General features: G+C 51.4%; 20 protein-coding genes. 19 read left to right on the top strand and 1 reads right to left on the bottom strand.

All coding sequences use genetic code 11. The features are described from left to right. Positions 1 to 120: 120 nt before the first annotated feature. Genes F556_RS0101055 through F556_RS0101030 form a run of 6 tightly spaced genes read left to right on the top strand, consistent with a single transcriptional unit; the run spans position 121 to position 4,749 of the window. Positions 121 to 708, top strand: a complete 588-nt coding sequence (locus F556_RS0101055; RefSeq protein ID WP_020615023.1) for an RNA polymerase sigma factor — start codon at positions 121 to 123, stop codon at positions 706 to 708. After that, positions 674 to 1,435, top strand: a complete 762-nt coding sequence (locus F556_RS0101050) for a hypothetical protein (protein WP_020615022.1) — start codon at positions 674 to 676, stop codon at positions 1,433 to 1,435. The genes F556_RS0101055 and F556_RS0101050 overlap by 35 nt, the downstream gene beginning before the upstream one ends. Before the next feature lies 1 nt (position 1,436). Next, positions 1,437 to 2,315, top strand: coding sequence for an ABC transporter ATP-binding protein (locus F556_RS0101045; protein ID WP_020615021.1), 879 nt, complete (start codon positions 1,437 to 1,439; stop codon positions 2,313 to 2,315). Further along, the gene (locus tag F556_RS0101040) at positions 2,312 to 3,589 is read left to right on the top strand and encodes an ABC transporter permease subunit (protein ID WP_020615020.1); all 1,278 of its coding nucleotides are present in this window, start codon (positions 2,312 to 2,314) and stop codon (positions 3,587 to 3,589) included. The genes F556_RS0101045 and F556_RS0101040 overlap by 4 nt, the downstream gene beginning before the upstream one ends. 14 nt (positions 3,590 to 3,603) lie before the next feature. After that, positions 3,604 to 3,816 (top strand): hypothetical protein, encoded by a 213-nt coding sequence (locus F556_RS0101035; protein ID WP_020615019.1) that lies wholly within the window; start codon positions 3,604 to 3,606, stop codon positions 3,814 to 3,816. A 3-nt stretch (positions 3,817 to 3,819) separates the two neighbouring features. Then, on the top strand, positions 3,820 to 4,749 hold the full coding sequence (locus F556_RS0101030) for an ABC transporter permease (RefSeq protein ID WP_020615018.1): 930 nt from the start codon (positions 3,820 to 3,822) through the stop codon (positions 4,747 to 4,749). Between the two features lie 37 nt (positions 4,750 to 4,786). Here the strand turns inward: F556_RS0101030 and F556_RS0101025 are convergent, their stop codons facing one another. Then, positions 4,787 to 5,521: a hypothetical protein gene (locus F556_RS0101025; RefSeq protein ID WP_020615017.1), complete on the bottom strand. Its 735-nt coding sequence runs from the start codon at positions 5,519 to 5,521 to the stop codon at positions 4,787 to 4,789. A 197-nt stretch (positions 5,522 to 5,718) separates the two neighbouring features. Between F556_RS0101025 and F556_RS33015 the strand changes: the two genes are divergently transcribed. The 13 genes from F556_RS33015 (at position 5,719) to F556_RS0100960 (ending at position 21,838) form a co-directional block, all read left to right on the top strand. Further along, positions 5,719 to 8,418, top strand: coding sequence for a response regulator (locus F556_RS33015; protein WP_020615016.1), 2,700 nt, complete (start codon positions 5,719 to 5,721; stop codon positions 8,416 to 8,418). 129 nt (positions 8,419 to 8,547) lie between these two features. Continuing rightward, positions 8,548 to 9,924: an MFS transporter gene (locus tag F556_RS33010; RefSeq protein WP_157272573.1), complete on the top strand. Its 1,377-nt coding sequence runs from the start codon at positions 8,548 to 8,550 to the stop codon at positions 9,922 to 9,924. A gap of 34 nt (positions 9,925 to 9,958) precedes the next feature. Beyond that, complete coding sequence (locus F556_RS0101010; RefSeq protein ID WP_020615014.1) at positions 9,959 to 10,795, top strand: helix-turn-helix transcriptional regulator; 837 nt, start codon at positions 9,959 to 9,961, stop codon at positions 10,793 to 10,795. Between the two features lie 107 nt (positions 10,796 to 10,902). Then, positions 10,903 to 11,937 carry an ABC transporter substrate-binding protein gene (locus F556_RS0101005; RefSeq protein WP_020615013.1) on the top strand — a complete coding sequence of 345 codons (1,035 nt, stop codon included), beginning with the start codon at positions 10,903 to 10,905 and terminating at the stop codon, positions 11,935 to 11,937. A 303-nt stretch (positions 11,938 to 12,240) separates the two neighbouring features. Beyond that, complete coding sequence (locus F556_RS0101000; RefSeq protein ID WP_020615012.1) at positions 12,241 to 14,100, top strand: assimilatory sulfite reductase (NADPH) flavoprotein subunit; 1,860 nt, start codon at positions 12,241 to 12,243, stop codon at positions 14,098 to 14,100. A 60-nt stretch (positions 14,101 to 14,160) separates the two neighbouring features. Continuing rightward, positions 14,161 to 15,882, top strand: a complete 1,722-nt coding sequence (gene cysI, locus F556_RS0100995) for an assimilatory sulfite reductase (NADPH) hemoprotein subunit (RefSeq protein WP_020615011.1) — start codon at positions 14,161 to 14,163, stop codon at positions 15,880 to 15,882. Positions 15,883 to 15,956: 74 nt separating this feature from the next. Continuing rightward, positions 15,957 to 16,706, top strand: a complete 750-nt coding sequence (locus F556_RS0100990) for a spermidine synthase (RefSeq protein ID WP_020615010.1) — start codon at positions 15,957 to 15,959, stop codon at positions 16,704 to 16,706. Between the two features lie 15 nt (positions 16,707 to 16,721). Next, on the top strand, positions 16,722 to 17,105 hold the full coding sequence (locus F556_RS0100985; RefSeq protein ID WP_020615009.1) for a hypothetical protein: 384 nt from the start codon (positions 16,722 to 16,724) through the stop codon (positions 17,103 to 17,105). Between the two features lie 85 nt (positions 17,106 to 17,190). Beyond that, a complete protein-coding gene (locus F556_RS0100980; protein ID WP_020615008.1) occupies positions 17,191 to 17,604 on the top strand; it encodes a VOC family protein in 414 nt (137 codons plus the stop codon). A 141-nt stretch (positions 17,605 to 17,745) separates the two neighbouring features. Beyond that, positions 17,746 to 18,378, top strand: a complete 633-nt coding sequence (locus F556_RS0100975) for a nitroreductase family protein (RefSeq protein WP_020615007.1) — start codon at positions 17,746 to 17,748, stop codon at positions 18,376 to 18,378. Between the two features lie 362 nt (positions 18,379 to 18,740). Next, positions 18,741 to 19,043, top strand: a complete 303-nt coding sequence (locus F556_RS0100970; RefSeq protein WP_020615006.1) for a phasin family protein — start codon at positions 18,741 to 18,743, stop codon at positions 19,041 to 19,043. A 16-nt stretch (positions 19,044 to 19,059) separates the two neighbouring features. After that, positions 19,060 to 20,733 (top strand): AarF/UbiB family protein, encoded by a 1,674-nt coding sequence (locus F556_RS0100965; RefSeq protein ID WP_020615005.1) that lies wholly within the window; start codon positions 19,060 to 19,062, stop codon positions 20,731 to 20,733. Between the two features lie 166 nt (positions 20,734 to 20,899). Further along, the gene (locus F556_RS0100960) at positions 20,900 to 21,838 is read left to right on the top strand and encodes a CgeB family protein (RefSeq protein WP_020615004.1); all 939 of its coding nucleotides are present in this window, start codon (positions 20,900 to 20,902) and stop codon (positions 21,836 to 21,838) included. The last annotated feature ends 4 nt before the right edge of the window (positions 21,839 to 21,842 follow it).

The raw sequence follows: 21,842 nt of genomic DNA, 5'->3' as shown, positions 1-21,842 counted from the left end.
TAAGATTAAACTGTCTCTTCGGAGGCAGTTTTTTTTATTTGGCCCAGAGGCAAACTTTTTAGACGTATACTTCGAATATATACATGGAAGCCATAGACGGAGCGGAAAGGCAGGTGAGTCATGAACGAAGAGCAGCAGTGGATCAAGCGTATCCAGAAACGGGCCGACCGGTCGGCAGCAAATGCGCTAATAACAAAATACTATAAAGAAATCTTCAGCTTTATCTACAAACAAACCCTAAACACCGAGCTTGCCAAAGATCTGACCCAGGATATCTTCAGCGGCGTGCTGCAAACCATTCGTTCCTATGATTCGCGCAAAGCCTCCTTCCGGACCTGGCTGTATCGGGTATCGACGAATCGGCTGGTGGACTATTACAGGTCGAGGCATTACCGTTCGCAGCAGCTGCAGGCACCACTGGAAGAGCTGGAGCGGCCGGATCTGGAGGACTTCACCATCACACTGGAATACAAGGAAGACGCCCAGCGGGTGATGGACGTCGTAAATTGTCGCGAAGCGAGATCCCAGCAAATCTTCCGGCTTCGCCTATTTGCGGATTATCCGTTTCATGAGATTGCGTCGGTGTTGGAGCTGCCGTTATCGACCGTGAAGACGAATTATTATGCGACAGTGCGAGCGGTGAGAAGTCATTTCGAGAAGGAGGACAAGGCCCATGAACAAGGAGAAGCTGGTCATTCCTTACCCTGACGAAGAAGGTATTCAGAACGAGGTTGAGCGCATACTTGCAAGCTCCATGCCGCCTCGCCGGTCATTTGCCGACTATATTACGCTCATGCTTCGGGAAGTAGGGCTGAGGCATCTGTTTCGGGATTGGACAGAGTTGACCTATGTTTCTCTAATCACGATTTCCCTGCTAGCGCTCATGATGACCGCTTATGGATCGGCTGCTTCGCCTGTACCTGCTATGACTTACGTCTTGTTATTTACGCTGTCGCCTGTCCTTTATTTGTCGATTGCGCTATTGTTCTTTGCTGGTAAGCGAGATCAGGAAACGTATCAGGTCGAGATGGTATGCAAATATAATGTGTATCAATTGTCAGCCCTGCGCATGTTGGTATTCGGCACGGCAGCTATCGCGGTAAATACGGTCGGGGTAGGTATCGGCTCCTGGCTGCTGCCTCATCTTGATCCCATAAAAGGATGGCTGATCTCGATGGCTTCGTTGTTGTTGTTTGGAACCGCATTTCTGGTGTTCATGCGGCAGTCGTCAGGCAAAGTCATGCGAGTGTTGTTTATTGCAGGCTGGCTCGTAATGAATCTGCTCCTGTATCAGTTCAACGAGTTCTTCTATACGGTTATCCTGAACCGAATCCCGCTGCTCGGTTATGCGATCTGGATTGTGGCATGCGGTTGGTATTTCGTACGCTGTGTTCGCATGTTGGTTACCATTCATCAAAAGGAGGGATACGTCTGAAATGTTAGCCATCCGTAATGTAAGCAAATATTATGGCACGTTCTGTGCCTTGAAAGATATTGATCTGGAGCTGTCGCATGGTGTCTACGGCCTGCTCGCGCCCAATGGAGCCGGGAAGACAACACTGATTAAGCTGTTGGTGACGCTGTTATTCCCGACGAAGGGCGAAATCCTCTATAACGGCAAAAATATTCTGGGGCTGGATGAGCATTACCGGGAGCAGCTTGGATATCTTCCTCAGCAATTCGGTTACTACAAAAACTATAGCCCGAATCAATATCTGATGTATATCGCAGCCCTCAAAGGCATAGGCAAAGCAGAAGCCAAGACCCGGATCGGGGAGCTGCTGCGGCTTGTTGCGCTAGAAGAGGTAGCCCACAAGAAGATGAAGGCCTTCTCCGGTGGGATGATCCAACGGGTAGGGATCGCCCAGGCGATGCTGAACGACCCGAAGATCCTCATTCTGGACGAGCCAACTGCTGGGCTGGACCCGAAGGAGCGTGTGCGGTTCCGCAACCTGCTAAGTGAGCTGGCCCGGGAGCGAATTGTCATTCTGTCCACCCATATCGTCTCGGACGTGGAGTCGATCGCGGGGGAGATCATTATGATCAAGGACAGCCGGATTCTATACCAGGAGACGGTTGAACAGCTGTGTCAGACACTTGAGGGACGTGTGTATGAGACCTTGATGGATTATGAGGCAGCCGATGATTTTCGACGCCGGGTACTCTCGCTCTCCGAGAAACAGGAGCAGGGCAGACTCCGCATCCGCTTCATGGCTGATGGTGAGACCGATGAGTCATGGCAATCTGTACGTCCGCAGCTGGAAGATGTGTTCTTGCATGTGTACAGGGATGAGGAGGCGGTGACCCCGGGATGAGGATCGTGTGGATGGAAGCGGGCAAAGGACTGCGCTCGCCCATCATCATCGGGTTGTTCATGTTGTTCACTGCGTTCAATCTCTTCTTGATGCTAAGTGAGCGTCATATGAAGGATGAGCTGCGCGTATTAAATACGATTGTTGCCCAGACGGGCCATGATATGAACGGAGAGGGATACGAAGCACTTGGTGAGTACTACACGAATGAACTTGCCAAGATGAACAGCATTACACAGGAGAAGATTGGACAGACCTATGAGAGCGCGGCGGCCTTTACGTCGAGTAACCCGCAGCTGCTCGACCCGGATCGACCATTCACCGAGCCAGAGGTCCGATTTGTTCAGGATCTGCTGGTGACCGAGCGGTATTATGAATCACTACCAGCTATTAGAAGCCAGTATGATTCACTGGATATGCGAACCAGAGCCGAAGTGGCCCTGTCGATCATGATCGATCCTACAAGCGACCGCGTGGACAAGCTGGTCTACGCCAACTATAACAAGCTGCAAGACCGTCTGGAGGTGCTGCGGGAGAAAGGGGAGCATTTGCATCTGTTCTTTCAGGGCACAGTCTACAAAATGCACAGCTTTTTGTACGACAAGCTACTTGGGATCATGCTCTTGCAGGCGATGGTGATGGGGGTTCTGATGACGGCTCAGATTATGAATCATGAGTTTGATCACCGCACACATTTGTTGATGTATGCCACACGTCGCGGCCGCAGGCTGAAGGTGGACAAGCTGGGTGCCGCTTTTCTGACCACGACGTTAATGACAATTATGCTGCTGTCCGTCAATATCGTTGCCTTTTTTGAGATGTATGACTATAGCGGACTCTGGGATGTTCCAATCGGCACAGGGTTTCTGCAAGAATATGATGATGCTCCCCTGATTCCCTGGTGGTCGATGACGTTCGTTCAATATCTCTTTGCGGTGCTGGCATTGGGGTTGGTGCTGCAATGGATTTTTGCCGGATTAACGGCGGGCATTGCCCTGTTTGTGCGCAATAGCTATTTTGTCTGTCTACTGTTTTTGCTGCTGCTGGGTATCGGCTTGACGCTCTTTACTGTCGTGCCCACCACTAGCTTGCTCATTTTTTGGGCCTATATCAATCCTTTTCAGGTTCTGTTTTCAACGCCTAATTGGTTCATGATCAAGCATGTATTTACGACGTATCCTTCCTATGAGTGGATGACCGTGTCCCTATGGAGTGCTGTATTGGCAGCTGGGCTGTGGGTTGCATACCGCCGGTTCAAGCGACGTGATTTGGTGTGAGAGGAGGCGAGCGCTTGCGAGTACTGGGTTATGAATTACGCAAAATGTTCCATTGGAAAAAGCTGTTGATTATCATGGCGATTTGCTTGTTTATCTATCAATTGCTGTTGTCTTTTTACGTGGAGCATTTCCCAAATGGATCAAATGTCTATGAGTTCAATGTCGCGGTGCAAATGGTTGACGATTATGGGCAGGAGATGGATGAGGCGGACCTGGAGGATTTTTAACAGTTGTATGAAGACAAAATGGCCGTGTTCGCAGACATGATTAAAGAGGATGAGAAATTTGTCGAGTGGGGTGTAGCTTCGTTCGAGGAATATGTCACCCATGATTCGCATCTGGATGCCCCAAGCGGGTTGCGCAATTATGCGAGTTATGATTCAGATGACCGATACAAAGAAGTGATGGGGGATCTCTATGCGCGTCGTAGTATCATAGAACGCTATGAAACCGTACAGGATACATTCTGGCTGGGCCCGCAGACGGTTAAACATCAAGAACGTTTTCAATCCATAACCGATGAAAAGCAATATAAATCGATCTTACCGAGTCAAGTATTTTACTATTTCAAGGATACCCACAAATACGCTACAGCTGCCATCCTGCTCAGCATCATGGTGCTGGTCATGCCGCTCTACATCGGCGACCGGCGGAAACGGCTGCTGGAGGTGCAGTACGCAAGTCGAATGGGCCGCAGGCTGTATTGGGTCAAGCTTGCCGCAGCGCTCATTGGGACAACCGTTTTGATTACACTAATGATGATCCTCTACACCCTTTATTTTACCCAGCACGATATCTCGATGTTTTTTGATTCCAGGATTAACTCTGCCTTAATGTATCAGGTGTATTGGTTTAATCTGACCTTGGGACAATATATCATTCTTTCTTATGTAGCGACCTTCTTGCTGGCCTATAGCCTCTGCCTGTTAACGGCCTTGCTGTCCAGATTAACCGTGCTGTACCCCGCGTTGATCGGGATGCTCGTACCTTTGGCATATGCTGCACTTACAGTAGGGTTCTATTATCTACTTGACCGGATGTTCACGCTCTACGGCGCGTCCTGGACGCAAGCGGTGGGGTACTCGGCGGTCGTCGGCTTCGCGGTTCTATTCGTTATATGGCGGGGAAGAAGAGAACAGCGGCTGGATATCCACGGGTAAGCCTTCGGGCCACCTTTGCGATTTCCGCCGCTGCCAGTTACTGCTTTTGAATTTTGGAAGGATTGTTAATCTTGTAGGGCACTGGGTGCCGGGTCAGCTTCTTGGTAATGATCTTTGCCTCGAAGGTCAGCTCGTCACCCTCTGCTAATTCGAGTTTCTTAAGTGTGTTGCTATGAGAGGACCAGGCGTCGCCGATCTCCAGCTCCGGCTCCAGCATGCGGACATTCTCATAGACGATGACCTCGTCATCTTCTTCGGTGAAATGGTTCGGGATCGCAGTAAATTCCTTCACGGTCGCCGACAGCTTTACTTTTTCCTCCGGCAGCTTCAACTTGACTTTCTTTTCCTTCTTGGCTGCTGCTTTGCGGGGCTTGGTTGCTTCGGCGTCCTCGGTGACAGCTTCAGCTGCTGACTCGTTCTCAGGTTTCTCTACAGGTTCCTCGCTACTCACTGCTGTGCTTGGTGTATCTGTTCGGGCGATTGGGTCGGCGGCACCAATTCTCTGGCTGAACGAAGCAGCCTGCATCTCCTTCAAATAGGAGGGATGAATGCAATGGCGTTCCCCATTTTTAAATTCCACCACGGCCGTCATCGCGTCGATATAGCCAATAACCGAGCAAGTGAGCTGGCGGCCGCCCCCTTTATAGACAAATGCCTTCAATTTAACTGCCTTATCAGACAGTAGTCCCCACTCCTGGCATTTCTCAATTTGAGACTCTTCAGTCGTTAATGCCGTGAATTCGCCAGGGGAGATCACAAAGGTATGCTCCATTCTTGATTTCCGCCTTTCTGTCAGTTAAGACTAGTGTAGCATGGGCAGGCTGGGGTTGCCAAACCGTTAGCTTGGCAGCGAAGGCATCACTTGGTAGAGATTCAACCCGTGATAGGTTTGTGGGTCGCTTCTATGGTATACTCGTGGTCAGCAGTTGGGTGGACAAGGTGTCCATAGAAGGGCGGCATATTGTATTGATGAGCTACAGGAAAAGACAGATCATCGGATTTGGATCGGTACTGTTATTGCTTCTGCTTGCTTTTGGCATCATGTTGGTACTGGTTATCAGCACAGTAAGCGATACGGATCGGACAATATCAAATCGGTTGACCAATGTCGAATTGGCATCAGAATTTAAGAACTCATTTTACATGATTGACAGTGAGTTGGGTTATCTTGTGAACCCGGCGCAAATCGGAGATACCGAAGAACGGCTTGCTAACTTCCAGCTTCATTTTCTGAACGCTCAGGAGCAATTGGGTATGCTGGGCAACTTGAGGTCAGGTGAAGAGAGCGAGCAGCTGATTCAAGCCATTCAGTCACAATATGATACGTATCTTGGTGTTGTTGCCGAAGTGATAGAAGCGCTTGCCGAAGAGGATGCCGCGGCTGCAGGCTCTTTGCTCGCAGCGGATGCGCAGTTAAGCAGATCGTCTTTAATCATAAATTTGGACAGCTTCGTCGCCTATCAGAACAATCAGGTAGTCGCGGCGCAAGAGCAATCCAAGGAACTGTTTCAATACCTCTGGATCATTATTGCTGGTCTCGTAATTTTCATCTTAATCATGAGTTCTTTCATTGCGGCTTGGGTTGTTCGTGGAACGACCAGGAGCTTGGAGCGAATTACGGATACGATTACGCAGGTTGATTTCACAAATGCTGAGCAACTGCCGCGTCTTCAGCTCGATTCGGGCGATGAGATCAACAACATTGCAAATGCCTTCAACGATATGGCTGATACGTTAGAGACGCACAATCGGCAGGTGCGTGAATTGCGAGAGGAGCAGGAAGAGAAGAACTTCATCCAATCTACGCTTGCTGAGGCTGCACATATGTATCAGGGCTTGGAGGATACCGAGGCACTAGGCGAGGCTTTCTTGCAGCTGATTGCTCCGAAAATTTCCGCTACCCAAGCTGCCATTTATCTTCGTGTAGATGAGGGAGAGGAGACGGTGCTTAAATGTATAGCTACCTATGCGGTCGTTCCCTCGGAACTCACGGGCAGTAACTTTCGGATAGGAGAAGGGCTGATTGGACAATCCGCCTTTGAGAACAAGCGATTTATCTTAGATGATCTCCCTCCTGGCTATCTCATCACATCGGGACTAGGCCGGTCTGTACCGGCGAGTATCTTGATTCAACCAGTAGTCTACGAACGACGAGTAGAAGCTGTCATTGAATTTGCTTCGTTGCAGAGATTTGTGCCGTTGCATGAGAAGCTGTTGGATCTCTTGTGCGATACGTTCGGCATTGCCGTGAACAGTGTTCAGAACCGTGCAGAGGTTAACCGGCTGTTAGGGCGGTCTCAGCTCTTGACCGAGGAGCTTCAGACACAGGCCGAGGAGCTAATGACTCAGCAGGAACGCATGAAGGTGACCAATGAACACTTGGAGGAGCAGTATCGTGACAGCGAGAAAAAGTCCTCTGAGCTTGAGACTGCGAGTAGGGAATTAGAGCGTTATGCCGAGCAATTGGAGCAGGCCTCACGCTACAAGACGGAATTCCTGGCCAATATGTCTCATGAGCTGCGGACACCGTTGAACAGTATCCTGATTCTGTCACAGATGATTGCCGAGAATCGGCAGCAGCAATACGAGGCTGAAGACACGGAATATGCGTCGATCATTCAGAGAGCCGGTCAGGACTTGCTTCTCATTATTGATGATATTCTGGATCTCTCCAAGGTAGAGGCCGGCATGGTGGATATTAATATGGAACCGGTTGTGGTGGCTGATTTAAGTGACGTTCTTGAGGAGAGCTTCGGCAAGATTGCGCTGACCAAAGGACTTGACTTCTCTGTCGAGATCGCAGAGCATGTGCCTTTGAGTCTTATCACGGACGGCAAGCGCCTGCGCCAGATTCTTAAAAACCTGGTATCCAATGCGGTCAAATTTACGAGCAAAGGTCAGGTGCGTCTGGATATCAAATATGGTGACGCCAATCAGGAAGTGTATCCTGTAGATGCTGGTGCAGACGGGAAAGTATGGATATTCCGCGTCACAGATACTGGTATCGGGATTCCTCTGGATAAACAGGAGCACATATTTCAAGCCTTCGAGCAAGCAGATGAAACGACTTCACGAGAATTCGGCGGAACAGGCCTGGGGCTATCGATTTGTAGGGAGTTCGCCCGCCTGCTAGATGGTACAGTCCTTGTCGATAGCATTCCGGGAGAAGGAAGTGTGTTCACACTTTATTTGCCTGAAGTCCAGTCTGAGGAATCGCCGTCAGAAGAGACATTTCAAGAAGAGCAAGAAGTGGCAGAGGATATCGCAGAGTCTGCTCTTGAAGGACTCTCGATTCTGTTGGTTGATGATGATGAGCGTAATGTGTTCTCCCTGCAGAAGTATTTGGAAGAGTGCGGGATGACGGTTCAGGTGGCATGGAATGGACAGGAAGCAGTCGATCTGCTGCATGAGGGCCAGGTGTACGATCTGGTGCTTATGGATCTTATGATGCCTGTGATGGATGGCTATACGGCCATACGCGAGATTCGGGCCGATGCCCGTCATCAGAAGCTTCCGATTATCGCGATGACCGCCAAAGCGATGAAAACGGATCGGGAAGAATGCATTGCAGCCGGAGCTTCTGATTATTTGAGTAAGCCACTCAATATGAAGCAGTTAAAGTCACTGGTTCATGTGTGGACAACGCCTGCCATTAACCATGAAATTTAATGAAGAGCATGTCCTCGGGCATGCTCCTTATTGTGTTCATATAGTATATTTGCTAAACTAATAATAGTTTAGATAATATACTAGTTGGAGGTGGCAATCATTTATTATTCTCGTAATCGTTTGTCGAGCATGCTGATCGTCATAGGCATTGGCGCTTTTCTTTCTAACTTCACGATTGGCTCCATGAATGTTGCTTTACCCGGGCTGGCAGACGCTTTTGGGACTACCTTGGGCAACATGCAATGGACGGTCATTGGATATTTGCTCATGCTTACCATCCTATTGCCTGTCATGGGCAAGCTGGCTGATCGATTCGGCATACGCAGAGTACATAATCTGGGTTATGCGGCCTTTGCCATCACCTCGATCTTGGTGGCTACTGCTTCGTCCGTAGAGCTGCTAGTCATTGCACGCCTACTGCAAGGAGCTGCGGCTTCGATGTACCAGTCAACCAATCTTGGGCTTGTCTCTATCCATTTTCCCGTTCATGAACGTGGCCGAGCCATGGGTTGGATCAGCCTGGCAGTGGCTGCGGGAGCTGTAAGCGGGCCTCTTGCCGGCGGAATGGCAATGCTATGGTTAAGCTGGCATTGGCTATTTGTGTTACCTGCATTAATCATGGCAGGAACGTTTGTGTTAGCAGGTAAGGCCATTCCGAAGGATACCGGACAAGCGTCCAACCCGTTGGATATTGTAGGCGGGGTATGGTTTACCCTCGCGCTGGCTGCTAGTATAACTAGCCTTGCACAGGGTCATGCCTGGGGATGGGTATCTCCTGCTATGCTGAGTCTGATTGCTATTGCACTGTTAGCGGGCTGGTTATTCGTACATCGTACGCTGCGACAGCCGTTCCCGTTTTTGCCAGTACAGGTGATGCTGCACCCGGCTGTGCGGTCAGGTTTGACCGTCTCGGCCCTTTCTTTTGCAGCTGCTAATGCTGCACTTGTCAGTATACCTGCGCATCTCGCCAGTATGGCGGGGGATCAAGCCTTCATAGCTGGTCTAACGATGGCCTTATACCCCATCACAATGGCGTGCGCGGGCCCTATAGCGGGCCGGCTGTCCGATCGGTACGGGTCAATGCCTTTCACCAAGGCGGGGATGGGAATACTCACCCTGGCCATGGGTCTGCTGATCTTGGCGAGCGGAGGGGCCACATGGGCCTTGATTACAGGTTTGATAATGGCTGGTCTGGGCATGGGAATCATGGCATCACCGACAATCCGGCTCATTATGAATGAAGTGCCTCAGGCTTATAAAGGTTCAATCGGCGGGGTGCTGGCTCTGGCTCGCAATATGGGAATCGTCGTTGGCTCCAGTCTCGGTTTGGGGTTGTCTGACGGTACGAACCCGTTGTTCCTGCCGATGGTGGCAGCCTGCTCGCTTGGCCTGTTCGGTCTTGGAATGCTTGGCTGGTCACTGCCATCGGGTCAAGGCGAGCGAGCCGGAGACGGACATCGTTCGGATGGAGCTGTGCGAGCAGCTGGCAAGCGTGATATACTGTGAGACAACACAATGTACCTGTACAGGAGAGACAGAAATGGAGAAAACGTATGAAAACGTGGCAGAGCAGCTGATATCCAGACCCCTTATTCTTCATAGCGTACACAAAACCTTCCTGCAAGCGGAAGGTCGTTATGAAGGCCATAAGAACCGCCGCACAACAAAGCCTGCTTTGCTTATAGCCCTGCAAGGCGAAGCGGTTTTTCATTTTGGCGGAAGCGAGCCGTCTTCTCTGACGCCAGGGAGGGCGCAGATTGGCGGGTATAACCGGACTCTGGAGATTGAGGTGATGCCCGGTGGCTTTGAATACTGTATCATCCATTTCACACCGGTCAGGGAAGAGCAGTTGGCTGATTCGGATCTGAGGGATACGGTAATGCTTGAACCTGGGCTGACGACAGAGGTGCGGGAGCTTATTGAGCAGCTGTGCCGACTGTCCCCGATTCCCGGTCATGTGGAGCAGCTTGAGAAGCAGACGCTGTTCTACAGGCTGCTGCATGCGGTGTTGCAGGGGGAGCGCGCACGCCTGAATGCCCGCGGCTCCAGTGTAGTGGAGCAGGCTGTTGCACACATTCATAATCAGTACGGGTCCAGCATGACATTGGAGGAGCTGGCTGCGACCTTTGAGTTGAAGCCCAAGTATTTCTCGTATCTTTTTCACAAGTTTACTGGTATCCGTCCCATTCCATATCTGATCCAATACCGGATGAATCGCGCGCAGGAGCTGCTGTTATCCGGTCAAGCCTCGATACGGGAGATTGCCTCGCGGGTTGGTTACGACGATCCGTATTACTTTAGCCGCTTGTTCAAAAAATATATGGGCGTTGCACCGAATTCACTCCGGCCAGCCAGACGGCGAAAAAGTCCATCCTGAAGTGGCGAAATCTCTATTTTCCAAAGCCAAGGTTGATGGTAAAGTGGAATCTGATAATGAGAATCGTTATCACAAATTATCCAGATCGCTAAAGGAGTAGAACCATCATGAAAACAGTCAGAGCCTGGCTGGTCTTGATTGTACTGGTCTGTGTACCGGTACTCATCGTTGCTTGTTCAGCCAATGAAAGCACAGAGGGGACAAATGAACAAACCGAAGTAACACCAGCGCCGGACAATACAGAAGGGGCATCCTCAGAGACAGAGGAACCCGTGATGGAAGCTGAGTATCCACGTACAGTGAGTGATGCCTATGGGGAGGTTGTGCTGGAGCAGCAGCCTTTGAAAATAGCGCTTGTCCATTGGGGATTAACTGAAACGCTGCTCACCTTTGACCTCGAATCCGTAGCGTTATCGCTGCCATTCACCCACACGCAATCGGTGTTGCACACGGAGCAATACAAACCATATGTGGACGCTATCGCAGAACTGGCTATTGTCGGAGAGAACACCGAAGTTAATCTGGAGGCGCTGCTGGAGTATGAGCCCGATCTGATTCTGGCAGGCAGCGAAACCAATCAGGCGATCAGGGACGAGCTGGGCAAGATCGGAACGACGTATTTTGTCGATGAAGGAGCGGTTGATGTCTGGGGTGACTGGCCTTCCGTCATGCGATTGTTCGGGGATTTGCTAGGACAGGAGGCGCAGGCTGAAGAACGGATTGCAGAATTCGAGCTTTTGCAAGCGGAAGGGAAGCGCAAGCTCGAGAACGTGAATGGCAGCGTGGCTTTTGTCCAGGTCAGGGAAAATGCGGTATGGTTGCAAGGTCCAGTCTATGTCAGGCATTACTATGACGGTCTTGGCTTGACACCGCCAGAGGGGGAACTGGCAGCTGAGGGAGGGCAATTGAGTCTGGAAGGACTAAGTGAACTCAATCCGGATCATTTGTTCCTTGGCTACTTCAATTACAGCGATCCGTCCATGCCGGCCGAGGTCGATGCCTGGGAAGATACGGCCACGTGGAAGGCGCTCGCGGCTGTTGAACAGAATCAGACCTACGCCTTTAACGGCGAATTGGCTCTGGGCTACGGTCCAATCGGTCAGACCTATGGTCTGCAACAGATTATTGAAGCATTGGAGTAACTTTCAAGCGCAAGCTTGTTTCAATTAGATGACTCAAAGAACCGTCCATGGACGGTTCTTTATTTTGTTTGTGGCGATGTATTAGGACTCCTCGCCAATTGTAGGCAGCAATGAACTTTTTCTTTAGTTGCAGTAACCCAATCGCACCATTGCGAGCGCTCTATATTTTGTTGTGCAATTCCAAGTAATCAGATATATAATAAAATCTGTCGAATGATATCAGAACTACTAATATGACAGTATCCGCTTCATCCGATACAATAGTAGTCATATGTATGTACTCAATGAACGAGGTGAATTGCATTGCAGTTTCATGTAACGAATAGTCCATTCAATGAAGAACAAGCAGATTTGCTCAATCGCTTGCTGCCGACCCTGACACCGTCCCAGAAGCTCTGGCTCGGCGGATACCTGGCGGCTTCCCCGCAAGCGGAGGCTATTGCCTTGCCAGCAGCCACTACCGGGGCACCTCTCGCCGTCGCTCCTGCGGTAGAGCCGGCAGCTGTTGTGGCCACTGCTCCAGCAGCACCCAAAGAAGTAACCGTGCTTTACGGCTCACAGACGGGTAATGCCCAACGACTGGCTCAGAATCTGGCACGTACACTTGAAGAACAAGGTCTGGTCATCTCCCTTGCCTCCATGCGGGATTTCAAACCCAATGGTCTGAAGAAATTGACTCATTTGTTGATTCTGGTCAGCACACACGGTGAAGGAGATCCACCGGACGCTGCGCTGCCATTTTATGAATTCCTCCATAGCAAGCGTGCGCCCAAGCTAGAGCAGCTGCGGTTTTCCGTACTCGGTCTGGGCGATACTTCGTATGAATTTTATTGCCAGACGGGCAAGGATTTTGACAAGCGGCTCGAAGAACTTGGAGGCGAGCGTCTGGCATCGCGTGCGGATTGCGATGTCGATTATGATGATGCAGCTTCGGAATGGTTCCGCGAAGTAGTGGAAGCGCTCAAGGATAACCAAGGACAGGCTGCTACAGGTCCTGCGGCGCAGGAGGCTGCTGCTGCTGTAGCTGTTGCAGAAGCGCCGGGGTACTCCCGCACGCATCCTTTTGAAGCGGAGATCCTGGAGAACCTTAATTTGAACGGACGCGGTTCTGCTCAGGAGACCCGCCATATCGAGCTGTCCCTCGAGGGCTCCAATTTGCAGTACGAACCTGGCGATGCGCTTGGTATCTATCCGCAAAATCACCCTGAACTGGTCGAGCTCTTGATTCGTGAGAACGGCTGGCAGGCAGATGAGCTCGTACCGGTTAACAAGGATGGCGATGAGCGTCCGCTGACGGAAGCGTTGACCTCCTATGTAGAGATTACGGTTCTGACCAAGCCGCTCCTGACCAAGCTTGCCGAGCTCTCTTCCAGCATTGGACTGAAGAAGCTGGTGGCCAATGAAGCGGATCTGAAAGCTTATCTCAGCGGCAGGGATCTGCTGGACGTCGCACAGGACTTCGGACCACTGGGCTTGCCTGCCCGTCAGTTCGTTGGTGCATTACGCAAGATTCCAGCCCGGCTGTATTCCATCTCCAGCTCGTACAAGGCGAACCCGGATGAGGTACATTTGACGATCCGTACCGTCCGTTATGAATCGAACGGGCGCAGCCGTTACGGCGTCTGCTCGGTCCAGTGTGCCGAGCGAGCGGCTGCTGGCGAATCATTACCTGTCTACATTCATCAGAATCCGAACTTCAAGCTGCCTGCAGACGGAGATACACCGATTATTATGATCGGGCCCGGCACAGGTGTAGCGCCATTCCGCGCTTTCCTGCAAGAGCGTGAAGAAAACGGAGATGCAGGCAAGTCCTGGCTCTTCTTCGGCGACCAGCACTTCCATACCGATTTTATGTACCAGACCGAGTGGCAGCAGTGGCTCAAGAACGGTACGCTGACCCGGATGGATGTTGCGTTCTCGCGTGATCAGGAGGAGAAGATTTACGTCCAGCATCGGATGAAGGAGCAGGCAGCCGAACTGGTGAACTGGCTCAAGGACGGCGCATATCTCTATGTGTGCGGCGACGAGAAGCGGATGGCCAACGATGTGCATCTGACCTTGGCCGAAATTATAGAGCAAGAGGGCGGCATGAGCCCTGACGAAGCATCGGCATACCTGACCCAGCTTGTGCAGGATCGCCGTTACCAGAGAGACATTTATTAAGCTGCTGAATCGAACTCACTCATCTTACAGGATAGTACAGGAAAGCGAGGAATCATAGTTATGGCCAAGGACCCTTATGCGCCCAAAGATGCTCCGCCAAGTGATGTAGAGCATATTAAAATAAAAAGTAATTATTTGCGCGGCTCGCTCGCCGAGACGCTGGAGGACCGTATCACTGGCTCCATCCCCGAGGATGACAATCGGCTCATGAAGCATCACGGCAGTTACATGCAGGATGATCGGGATCTGCGCAATGAGCGTACCAAGCAAAAGCTGGAGCCTGCCTACCAGTTCATGTTGCGCATACGCGCCGCTGGCGGAATTATTACTCCGAGTCAATGGCTGGTTATCGACGAGCTGGCCCAAAAATATGCCAATGGCACGATTCGTCTGACGACGCGTCAGTCGTTCCAGCTGCATGGCATCATTAAGTGGAATATGAAGACAACGGTCAAAGCGATTAATGAAACCCTGCTGACGACCTATGCCGCTTGCGGAGACGTAAACCGTAACGTGATGTGCAACCCGAATCCGTACCAATCGGAAGTGCACGGCGAGGTCTATGATTGGGCGAACCGGATCAGCGAGCATCTGCTGCCGCAATCACGTGCTTATCATGAACTCTGGCTCGATGGCGAGAAAATCGTGGACAGCCAGGATACAGCGGAGCAGGAACCGATTTACAAGAACGTATATCTGCCCCGCAAATTCAAGATTGGCATAGCGGTGCCGCCGTCCAATGATGTCGACGTCTATTCTCAGGACCTGGGCTTCATTGCGATTGTGGAGAATGGCAAGCTGGCTGGCTTCAACGTCACCGCCGGTGGTGGCATGGGCATGACGCATGGCGACACAGCTACTTATCCTCAATTGGGTCGCGTTGTCGGTTTCTGTACACCGGAGCAAGCCGTTGACGTCGCCGAGAAAACGGTCACGATTCAGAGGGATTACGGGGACCGCTCGGTGCGCAAGCATGCACGATTCAAATATACGATCGATGATCGTGGGATCGATTGGTACAAGGAAGAGTTGAACCGTCGTCTCGGCTATGCACTGCAGCCTGCTCGCGAGTACCGCTTCGAGCATAATGGAGACCGCTACGGCTGGGTTAAAGGCAGCAATGGCAAATGGCATTTGACGCTGTTCATCCAAAATGGCCGTGTAGCCGATGATGACCAGGGCCATCTGATCATGACTGGTCTGCGCGAGATTGCCAAGGTTCACAAGGGAGACTACCGTCTAACCGCCAACCAGAATCTGGTGATCGGCAATGTCTCCGGACAGAGCAAGCGAAAAATTGAAAGTCTTGCGGAGCAGTATGGACTGACAAGCGGGCTGAATGTTTCCGCCTTGCGCCGCAACTCGATGGCATGCGTCGCACTGCCAACCTGCGGGTTGGCCATGGCTGAGTCCGAGCGCTATCTGCCGTCGCTGATCAGCAAACTGGAGACAATCCTCGCTGGCGAGGGCTTGCAGGAGCAAGAGATTGTCATCCGCATGACCGGATGTCCGAATGGCTGCGCCCGGGCGAGTCTCGGTGAAATCGGCTTTATCGGTAAAGCGCCGGGCAAATACAACTTGTATTTGGGCGCCAGCTTTAATGGAGATCGGCTCAACAAGATGTACCGTGAGAATATTGGAGAGGACGAAATCCTTGCGGAGCTGAAGCCGATTATCGGAAGATATGCCCGTGAACGTCAAGAAGGCGAGCATTTTGGCGACTTCGTCATTCGTGCCGGAATCATCAATGCCGTCGTATCAGGTACGGATTTCCACGCCTAGATCCATTCGTAATGCAGAAAAAAGCCGTGTTCGCACGGCTTTTTGCCATTCCCGGACCCAGGAGGCAGAATAAGATGATAGAAATATGGAGAGAGCGGACACCCTACCATGAGATCCGGATTATAGAAACCAGTTATGCCGAAGGTCGCCAGGGCCGGTTTCGCGTGTTGCAGTTTGCAGATGGGGCAGAGCAGGGGGTGGTGGACCTAGACGAGCCGGGACGCATTGTACTTGCCTATCCGCGTGCGTTGATTCAATTGTTGGCCTGCTGCGAGAATAATTCTCCGGAGGTGTTTATGATCGGGCATGGGGCAGGCACAATCGCAGGGTACTATGCCAGCTCACCACACGTAAGCTTCATATCTGTCGAGTTGGACGAGAGGCTTGCACAATTGAGCCGAGATTTCTTTGGTTACTCCGGACCCGAGGTTCGAGTCGGTGAGGGACGGGAGGAGTTGAGCAAGCAAGCCGAGGACAGTCTGGATTGTATTATTGTCGATGCTTTCTCGGCCAAGGGCACACCGCGGCAACTCATCTCCCTACCATTCGTGCAACTCGCCAAGTCCCGACTGCGTGCGTCAGGTCTGTTGTTATATAATGTAGGGGGACGCAAGTGCAATGACCGGCTCATGGATGCGATGTATGCGACTCTTGCGGCGAGCTACACTTATGTTGAAGTATTCGCTCCGGCTGCCACGTCAGTGGACGAGGTGACCAACATCCTTTTTGCAGCAAGTGATTTTCCCTTAGCTTTTGATATAGCCGAACTGGCCGGGTTCCAGCCTATAGACATGCAAGCTGGACATCTTATTTATGATAGGTGATGGAGGGAAGACTATATGATTAATGAGAGCGAACTCTTGAAGAAGCTCCGGTATAAAGATGGACGGGCAGCGGTCGTTAATGCACCGGAAGGGTATGAACTGACATTAGCAGACAGCTCTGACCTGGAGGGTGAATACACCTTTTTGCAGCTCTACGTTAATCAAGCCACCGATATTACGGAGTGGGTACCGAAGGTTATTCCGCACCTGGTAGAGGATGCTCTTTTCTGGATTTGTTATCCCAAGAAACGCCTCGGATTCAAGCCGGATATAAACCGCGATAGCCTATGGACGTTGGTAAACGAAATCAGTGATTACCGTCCGGTCAGCAATGTAGCCATCGACGAATCCTGGTCCGCCATCCGACTGCGTCATCGTGATCTTGTCAAAAGCAAGTGAGCAATCGATAAGAACATTCCTCTTTTGGGACATGCTAAACTGAAATTGTAAAAGGCAAGGCCATTACAAAGACGAGGTGATCTTGATGTCGGTACCAACCAAACAAATTTTCGTTAACTTGCCAGTAAAAGATTTGAAACGATCAAGGGCATTTTTTGAAGCGCTGGGCTATTCATTCAATGAACAGTTTACAGATGAAAATGCAACATGCCTCGTTATCAGTGATTCCATTTATGCGATGCTTCTGGTAGAAGAGTACTTCAAATCGTTTATCAGCAAAGACATTGCAAACACCCGGACATCCGCGGAGGCGATTCTCGCTCTGGCAACGGATAGCAGAGAACATGTGGACGAGCTGGCTGACAAAGCGCTTGCCGCAGGTGGTACGGAGCCCAAGGAACCTATCGATCACGGCTTTATGTATACGCGCAGCTTTGAGGATCCCGATGGTCATTTGTGGGAGATTTTCTATATGGATGAGAGCGCGCTCGAACAATAGAAGTCTGTTGTATAAGTGGATAGGGAGGGATAACTTCCAGTTGAAGTTACTTAACAAATGTTATATACTCACATCCAGAGACGTCGAAGAGTCCGCAACGCGGCTGTCGGCCAGTGACTATTTCAACAGGAGTTGACCCCCATGACAACAACTACACAAACTGATTTTTTTACAGTGGCCCGAGAGCGCCATTCCGTCAAGTCCTATGACCCGACCCACAAGCTGAGTGAACAGGAGGTCCGCGATCTTGTGGCTGTCGCGAACCTCGCACCCTCGGCATGGAATCTCCAGCATTGGCAGTTCGTAGCCATTCATGATCAAGCGGCCAAGGAAAAACTGCTTCCAATCGCATACGGACAAAAGCAAATCGTGGAGTCTTCCGTCGTGTTCGCAGTTCTTGGTGATCTGGAAGCCAATCGTAATGCAGAGACCGTGTACGGAGGAGCTATAGCTGCCGGTGCGATGTCTGAAGAGATCAAGCAAACCTTGGTCGGCCAAATCAATAGTGCCTACGCTCATGTGCCAACGCTGGCCAGAGATGAAGCGATTCGTAATGCTTCGCTGGCGGCGATGCAGCTCATGCTTGCAGCGCGTGCAAGTGGCTTGGACTCCTGTCCCATTGGCGGATACGACGCTGCCAAGTTCGTCGAGGCGTTCCAAGTGCCGGACCGCTATATTCCGATTATGCTGATTACGGTAGGTAAGGCACTGAACCCTGCCAGACCTTCGAGCCGGCTGCCGGTAGAGGACAAGATTGTGTGGAATGGCTTTTAAATTATCCTTAATGGGAACGGACCTCCAGAGCCTGAATCGGCGTGGAGGTTTTTCCTTTATGATTTTGTATCCCCAGCCATCTGCTGTAACACACTTTTGTTCCCTTATTTGCTCGTATCCCCGCCTGCCACCTGCTGTAACACACCTTTGTTCCCTTATTTGCTCGTATCCCCGCCAGCCAGCCTCTGTAACGCACCTTTGTTCTCTTATTTGCTCGTATTCCCGCCAGCCGCCTGCTGTAGCTTATCAAACTTGACTGGCTTCATAGCGGGTGCTACGATTTAGGAATGAAAGGACATCCGTTGCTGCATGATGAGAAGAGGGCTGAACCCATTCCGAATATGAAGGAGCTGTGATGTGACATGAGAGATACGTTGGGCAGAGCGCTGTCGCTTGGACTTGGATTGGCTATGGCAGGCAAGGAGCAGGTAGAGAAGACCATTGAGGAACTGGTCCGCAAGGGCGAGGTGAGCCGGGCGGAATCGAAGGATCTCGTCGATGACCTGGTGAAGCGCGGAGATGAATTGAAGGATCAGATCGAGAGCGCTACCCGGGAGCGGGTGCAAGCAGTCATGAAGGAAGGCGGGATGGCTACAAGAGAGGAAGTGGCCAGACTCGAGCAGCGGATTGAAGAACTGGAGAGGAAGTTGAATACAGAGCATTGATGGGAGGAGCTAGGCGATGAGTGCAGGGAAGCGGATTCGACATTTGCAGCGTTACCGGACGATCGCGACCGCTTTTGCGCGCAACGGCCTTGGCTATGTCTCTCAGGAGATGGGGATTACCGACAAGTTGCTGTTCTTGAGGCGTGAGGACCGCAAGGAGCTTCACAATAAGAGCGTAGGCGAGCGTCTACGGCTCCTGCTTGAGGAGCTAGGCACCACCTTTGTCAAGCTGGGACAGATTGCAAGCACCAGACCGGATTTGCTGCCCGCAGATATCCTGCAGGAGCTGGAGAAGCTTCAGGATCACGTGCCGCCCTTCTCCTACCAGGAGGCTTCGGCGATCATTCATCACGAGCTGGGAGCGCCGGTAGAGCAACTATTCCGCTCTTTCCCGGAGCTCCCTATAGCTTCTGCTTCGATTGGTCAGGTTTATCATGCTGAGCTTCTCGATGGGACTCCGGTAGCCGTTAAGGTACAGCGTCCGAACATACATAACGCTGTCGAGACCGACCTGGAGATTCTCGCCGATCTGGCCAGAATGGCAGAGCATCGGCTCGATTGGGCGCGTAATTACCGACTGGGGGATATCATCGAGGAGCTGGGTAAGGCACTGCGCGGCGAAATGGATTATACAGCGGAAGCACGCAACATGGAACGGTTTGCCGATCAGGCCAAGAAGCTGAAGCACATCCACGTGCCTGATGTTCATTGGGACTACTCCACCAAGCGAGTCCTGACGATGTCCTACATCGAAGGAATCAAGCTGACTCAGCATACGCAGTTGGATGCCGCTGGTCTGGACCGCAAGAAACTGGCCGAGCGCTTCGCATCGACAATCTTTCATCAGGTGTTGGTAGAAGGGCTGTTCCACGGAGATCCGCATCCCGGGAATGTGCTCGCATTGAAGAATGGCGATTTGGCCCTACTGGACTTCGGCATGGTAGGCCGGCTGTCGCCAAGTATGAAGAAGCATTTTGCCTCGTTGGTCATTGCGTTGCGCAACCAAAGTACAAAGGGCGTCATCCGTGCCATCTCCCATATGGGTGTGATTCCGGAGGATGCCGATCAGGATCTGTTGTTCGGCGATGTAGACCTGTTGCGGGAGAAATATTACAAAGTGCCGCTGAATCAGATCAGCCTCGGCGAATCCGTCAATGATTTATTTGCTATCGCATTCCGGCACCGGATCCGAATGCCTGCAGAGATGACACTGCTCGGCAAGTGCCTTTTGACAATGGAAGGTGTCGTATCGTCGCTGGATCCCGCCTTCAGTGTGTTCGATGTGGCTGAGCCCTTCGGCAAACGTCTGCTTCTGGAGCGCCTCAGTCCGCGTCAGATGGTGAAGAATTGGCTGGAGGACCTCCCTGATTATCTGGACCTGATCAGCGATGTACCGCTTAGTCTCAAACAGATGTCTTCCTTGCTGCGGCAAGGTAAGCTGCGCATCGAAGTAGCCTCGCCACAGGTCGAGGATCTAATGAAGAAAATGGACCGGATCAGCAATCGCTTGTCCTTCAGTATCGTGCTGCTCTCGCTTAGTATTGTGATGGTCGGTCTGATCATCGGCTCGGCCCTAAGCGACTCGAACACGATGCTATGGCGTATTCCGGTCATCGAGATCGGGTTTGTGGTCGCGCTCGTTTTATTTATCTGGCTGATTTTTGCGATTTTCCGATCCGGACGCTTTTAGTTCAAGTCCACACGCAATACAGGCGATGTCAACCTCTGGGTTGGCATCGCCTGTTTGTGTTTTTACAGACCTCAGGCTCACGCCGTTGCCATGACAAACATGGAGAATAGGATATAACACAGAACCCGGACCATCAGGTCTGCGGCAAGCAAAAGGAGGCTGCGGTGTGAAGATTCTGTTCACCAATCCGGCACCGATTATTAAATACGGCATGCAGCCCGGCTTTGAGAAACACGGGTGGACGACCGACCGCTTGGAAGTGCCAGAACAGACAGAACAAGGGCTGCGTCGCAAAATCGATACCTTCAAACCGGATTATATATTCACAGAATCCGGAGTGACGCATCGGGAGATGATATTCCCCGTTCTGGAGCAGATGTCGATTCCCCATATCTATTGGGCCATCGAGGACCCCGTAGCCAATGATGGCATGGCGATGGAATGGGCGGCTCGTTCCGTGCTCAGTCTGACCCCTTGCCAGGAGATGATGCCCAATTACCGCCGGCAGGGATATCGCGTGATTTGCATTCCGTTTGCGATCGATCCGGATTATTACTTCAGACAGCCGGTTGATTCTCAATTGGCCAGCCTCGATGCCGTTCATATCGGCAACAATTACAACGTATTTGCGCCACGCATTGCAGCTTATCGCTATATTATCCAGCCATTCATTGATCACAGCGCCAATATTGCGGTCTACGGCATGGATTGGTGCAACCCCGCACATGCCTATTCAATTCCGGCAGAAGTACACAAGGGCTATCTGGCCCATGAACGGACGGGAAGTATGTACAGCTCAGCCAAAATGGTCCTTGGTCTGCATTCAATAGTCGACTCTGTCACCATGCAATCCATGCGTACCTTTGAGGTATTGGGCTGCGGGGGCTTCCTCCTTACGCAGAAAACGAAAGCCATTGAAGCGATGTTCGAGAATCACAAGCATCTCGTGTGGTCCGCTAGTTACGAGGAGACGGTAGAGCTCATGAACTACTATCTGCCTCGAGACGAAGCGCGGGCGACCATTGCAGCCCAAGGCATGCAGCATGTTCATACCCATCATACGTATGAGCGTCGCGCAGCAGAGATTATTGGAGCGTTATCTTGATCGG

Origin of the sequence: Paenibacillus daejeonensis DSM 15491 (assembly GCF_000378385.1) — a bacterium.
Taxonomy (GTDB): Bacteria; Bacillota; Bacilli; order Paenibacillales; family Paenibacillaceae; genus Paenibacillus_D; species Paenibacillus_D daejeonensis.
Note: the sequence above shows the minus strand (reverse complement) of the source record. Positions and strands in the feature narration are given on the sequence as shown.

Coding starts and splice junctions, on each gene's coding strand:
- F556_RS0100990 (WP_020615010.1), top strand. CDS start 15,957: ATGATAGAAATATGGAGAGAGCGGACACCCTACCATGAGATCCGGATT.
- F556_RS0101025 (WP_020615017.1), bottom strand. CDS start 5,521: ATGGAGCATACCTTTGTGATCTCCCCTGGCGAATTCACGGCATTAACG.
- F556_RS0101005 (WP_020615013.1), top strand. CDS start 10,903: ATGAAAACAGTCAGAGCCTGGCTGGTCTTGATTGTACTGGTCTGTGTA.
- F556_RS0100970 (WP_020615006.1), top strand. CDS start 18,741: ATGAGAGATACGTTGGGCAGAGCGCTGTCGCTTGGACTTGGATTGGCT.
- F556_RS0100980 (WP_020615008.1), top strand. CDS start 17,191: ATGTCGGTACCAACCAAACAAATTTTCGTTAACTTGCCAGTAAAAGAT.
- F556_RS0100985 (WP_020615009.1), top strand. CDS start 16,722: ATGATTAATGAGAGCGAACTCTTGAAGAAGCTCCGGTATAAAGATGGA.
- F556_RS0101045 (WP_020615021.1), top strand. CDS start 1,437: ATGTTAGCCATCCGTAATGTAAGCAAATATTATGGCACGTTCTGTGCC.
- F556_RS33010 (WP_157272573.1), top strand. CDS start 8,548: ATGCTGATCGTCATAGGCATTGGCGCTTTTCTTTCTAACTTCACGATT.
- F556_RS0100975 (WP_020615007.1), top strand. CDS start 17,746: ATGACAACAACTACACAAACTGATTTTTTTACAGTGGCCCGAGAGCGC.
- F556_RS0101055 (WP_020615023.1), top strand. CDS start 121: ATGAACGAAGAGCAGCAGTGGATCAAGCGTATCCAGAAACGGGCCGAC.
- F556_RS33015 (WP_020615016.1), top strand. CDS start 5,719: ATGAGCTACAGGAAAAGACAGATCATCGGATTTGGATCGGTACTGTTA.
- cysI (WP_020615011.1), top strand. CDS start 14,161: ATGGCCAAGGACCCTTATGCGCCCAAAGATGCTCCGCCAAGTGATGTA.
- F556_RS0101050 (WP_020615022.1), top strand. CDS start 674: ATGAACAAGGAGAAGCTGGTCATTCCTTACCCTGACGAAGAAGGTATT.
- F556_RS0101040 (WP_020615020.1), top strand. CDS start 2,312: ATGAGGATCGTGTGGATGGAAGCGGGCAAAGGACTGCGCTCGCCCATC.
- F556_RS0101010 (WP_020615014.1), top strand. CDS start 9,959: ATGGAGAAAACGTATGAAAACGTGGCAGAGCAGCTGATATCCAGACCC.
- F556_RS0100965 (WP_020615005.1), top strand. CDS start 19,060: ATGAGTGCAGGGAAGCGGATTCGACATTTGCAGCGTTACCGGACGATC.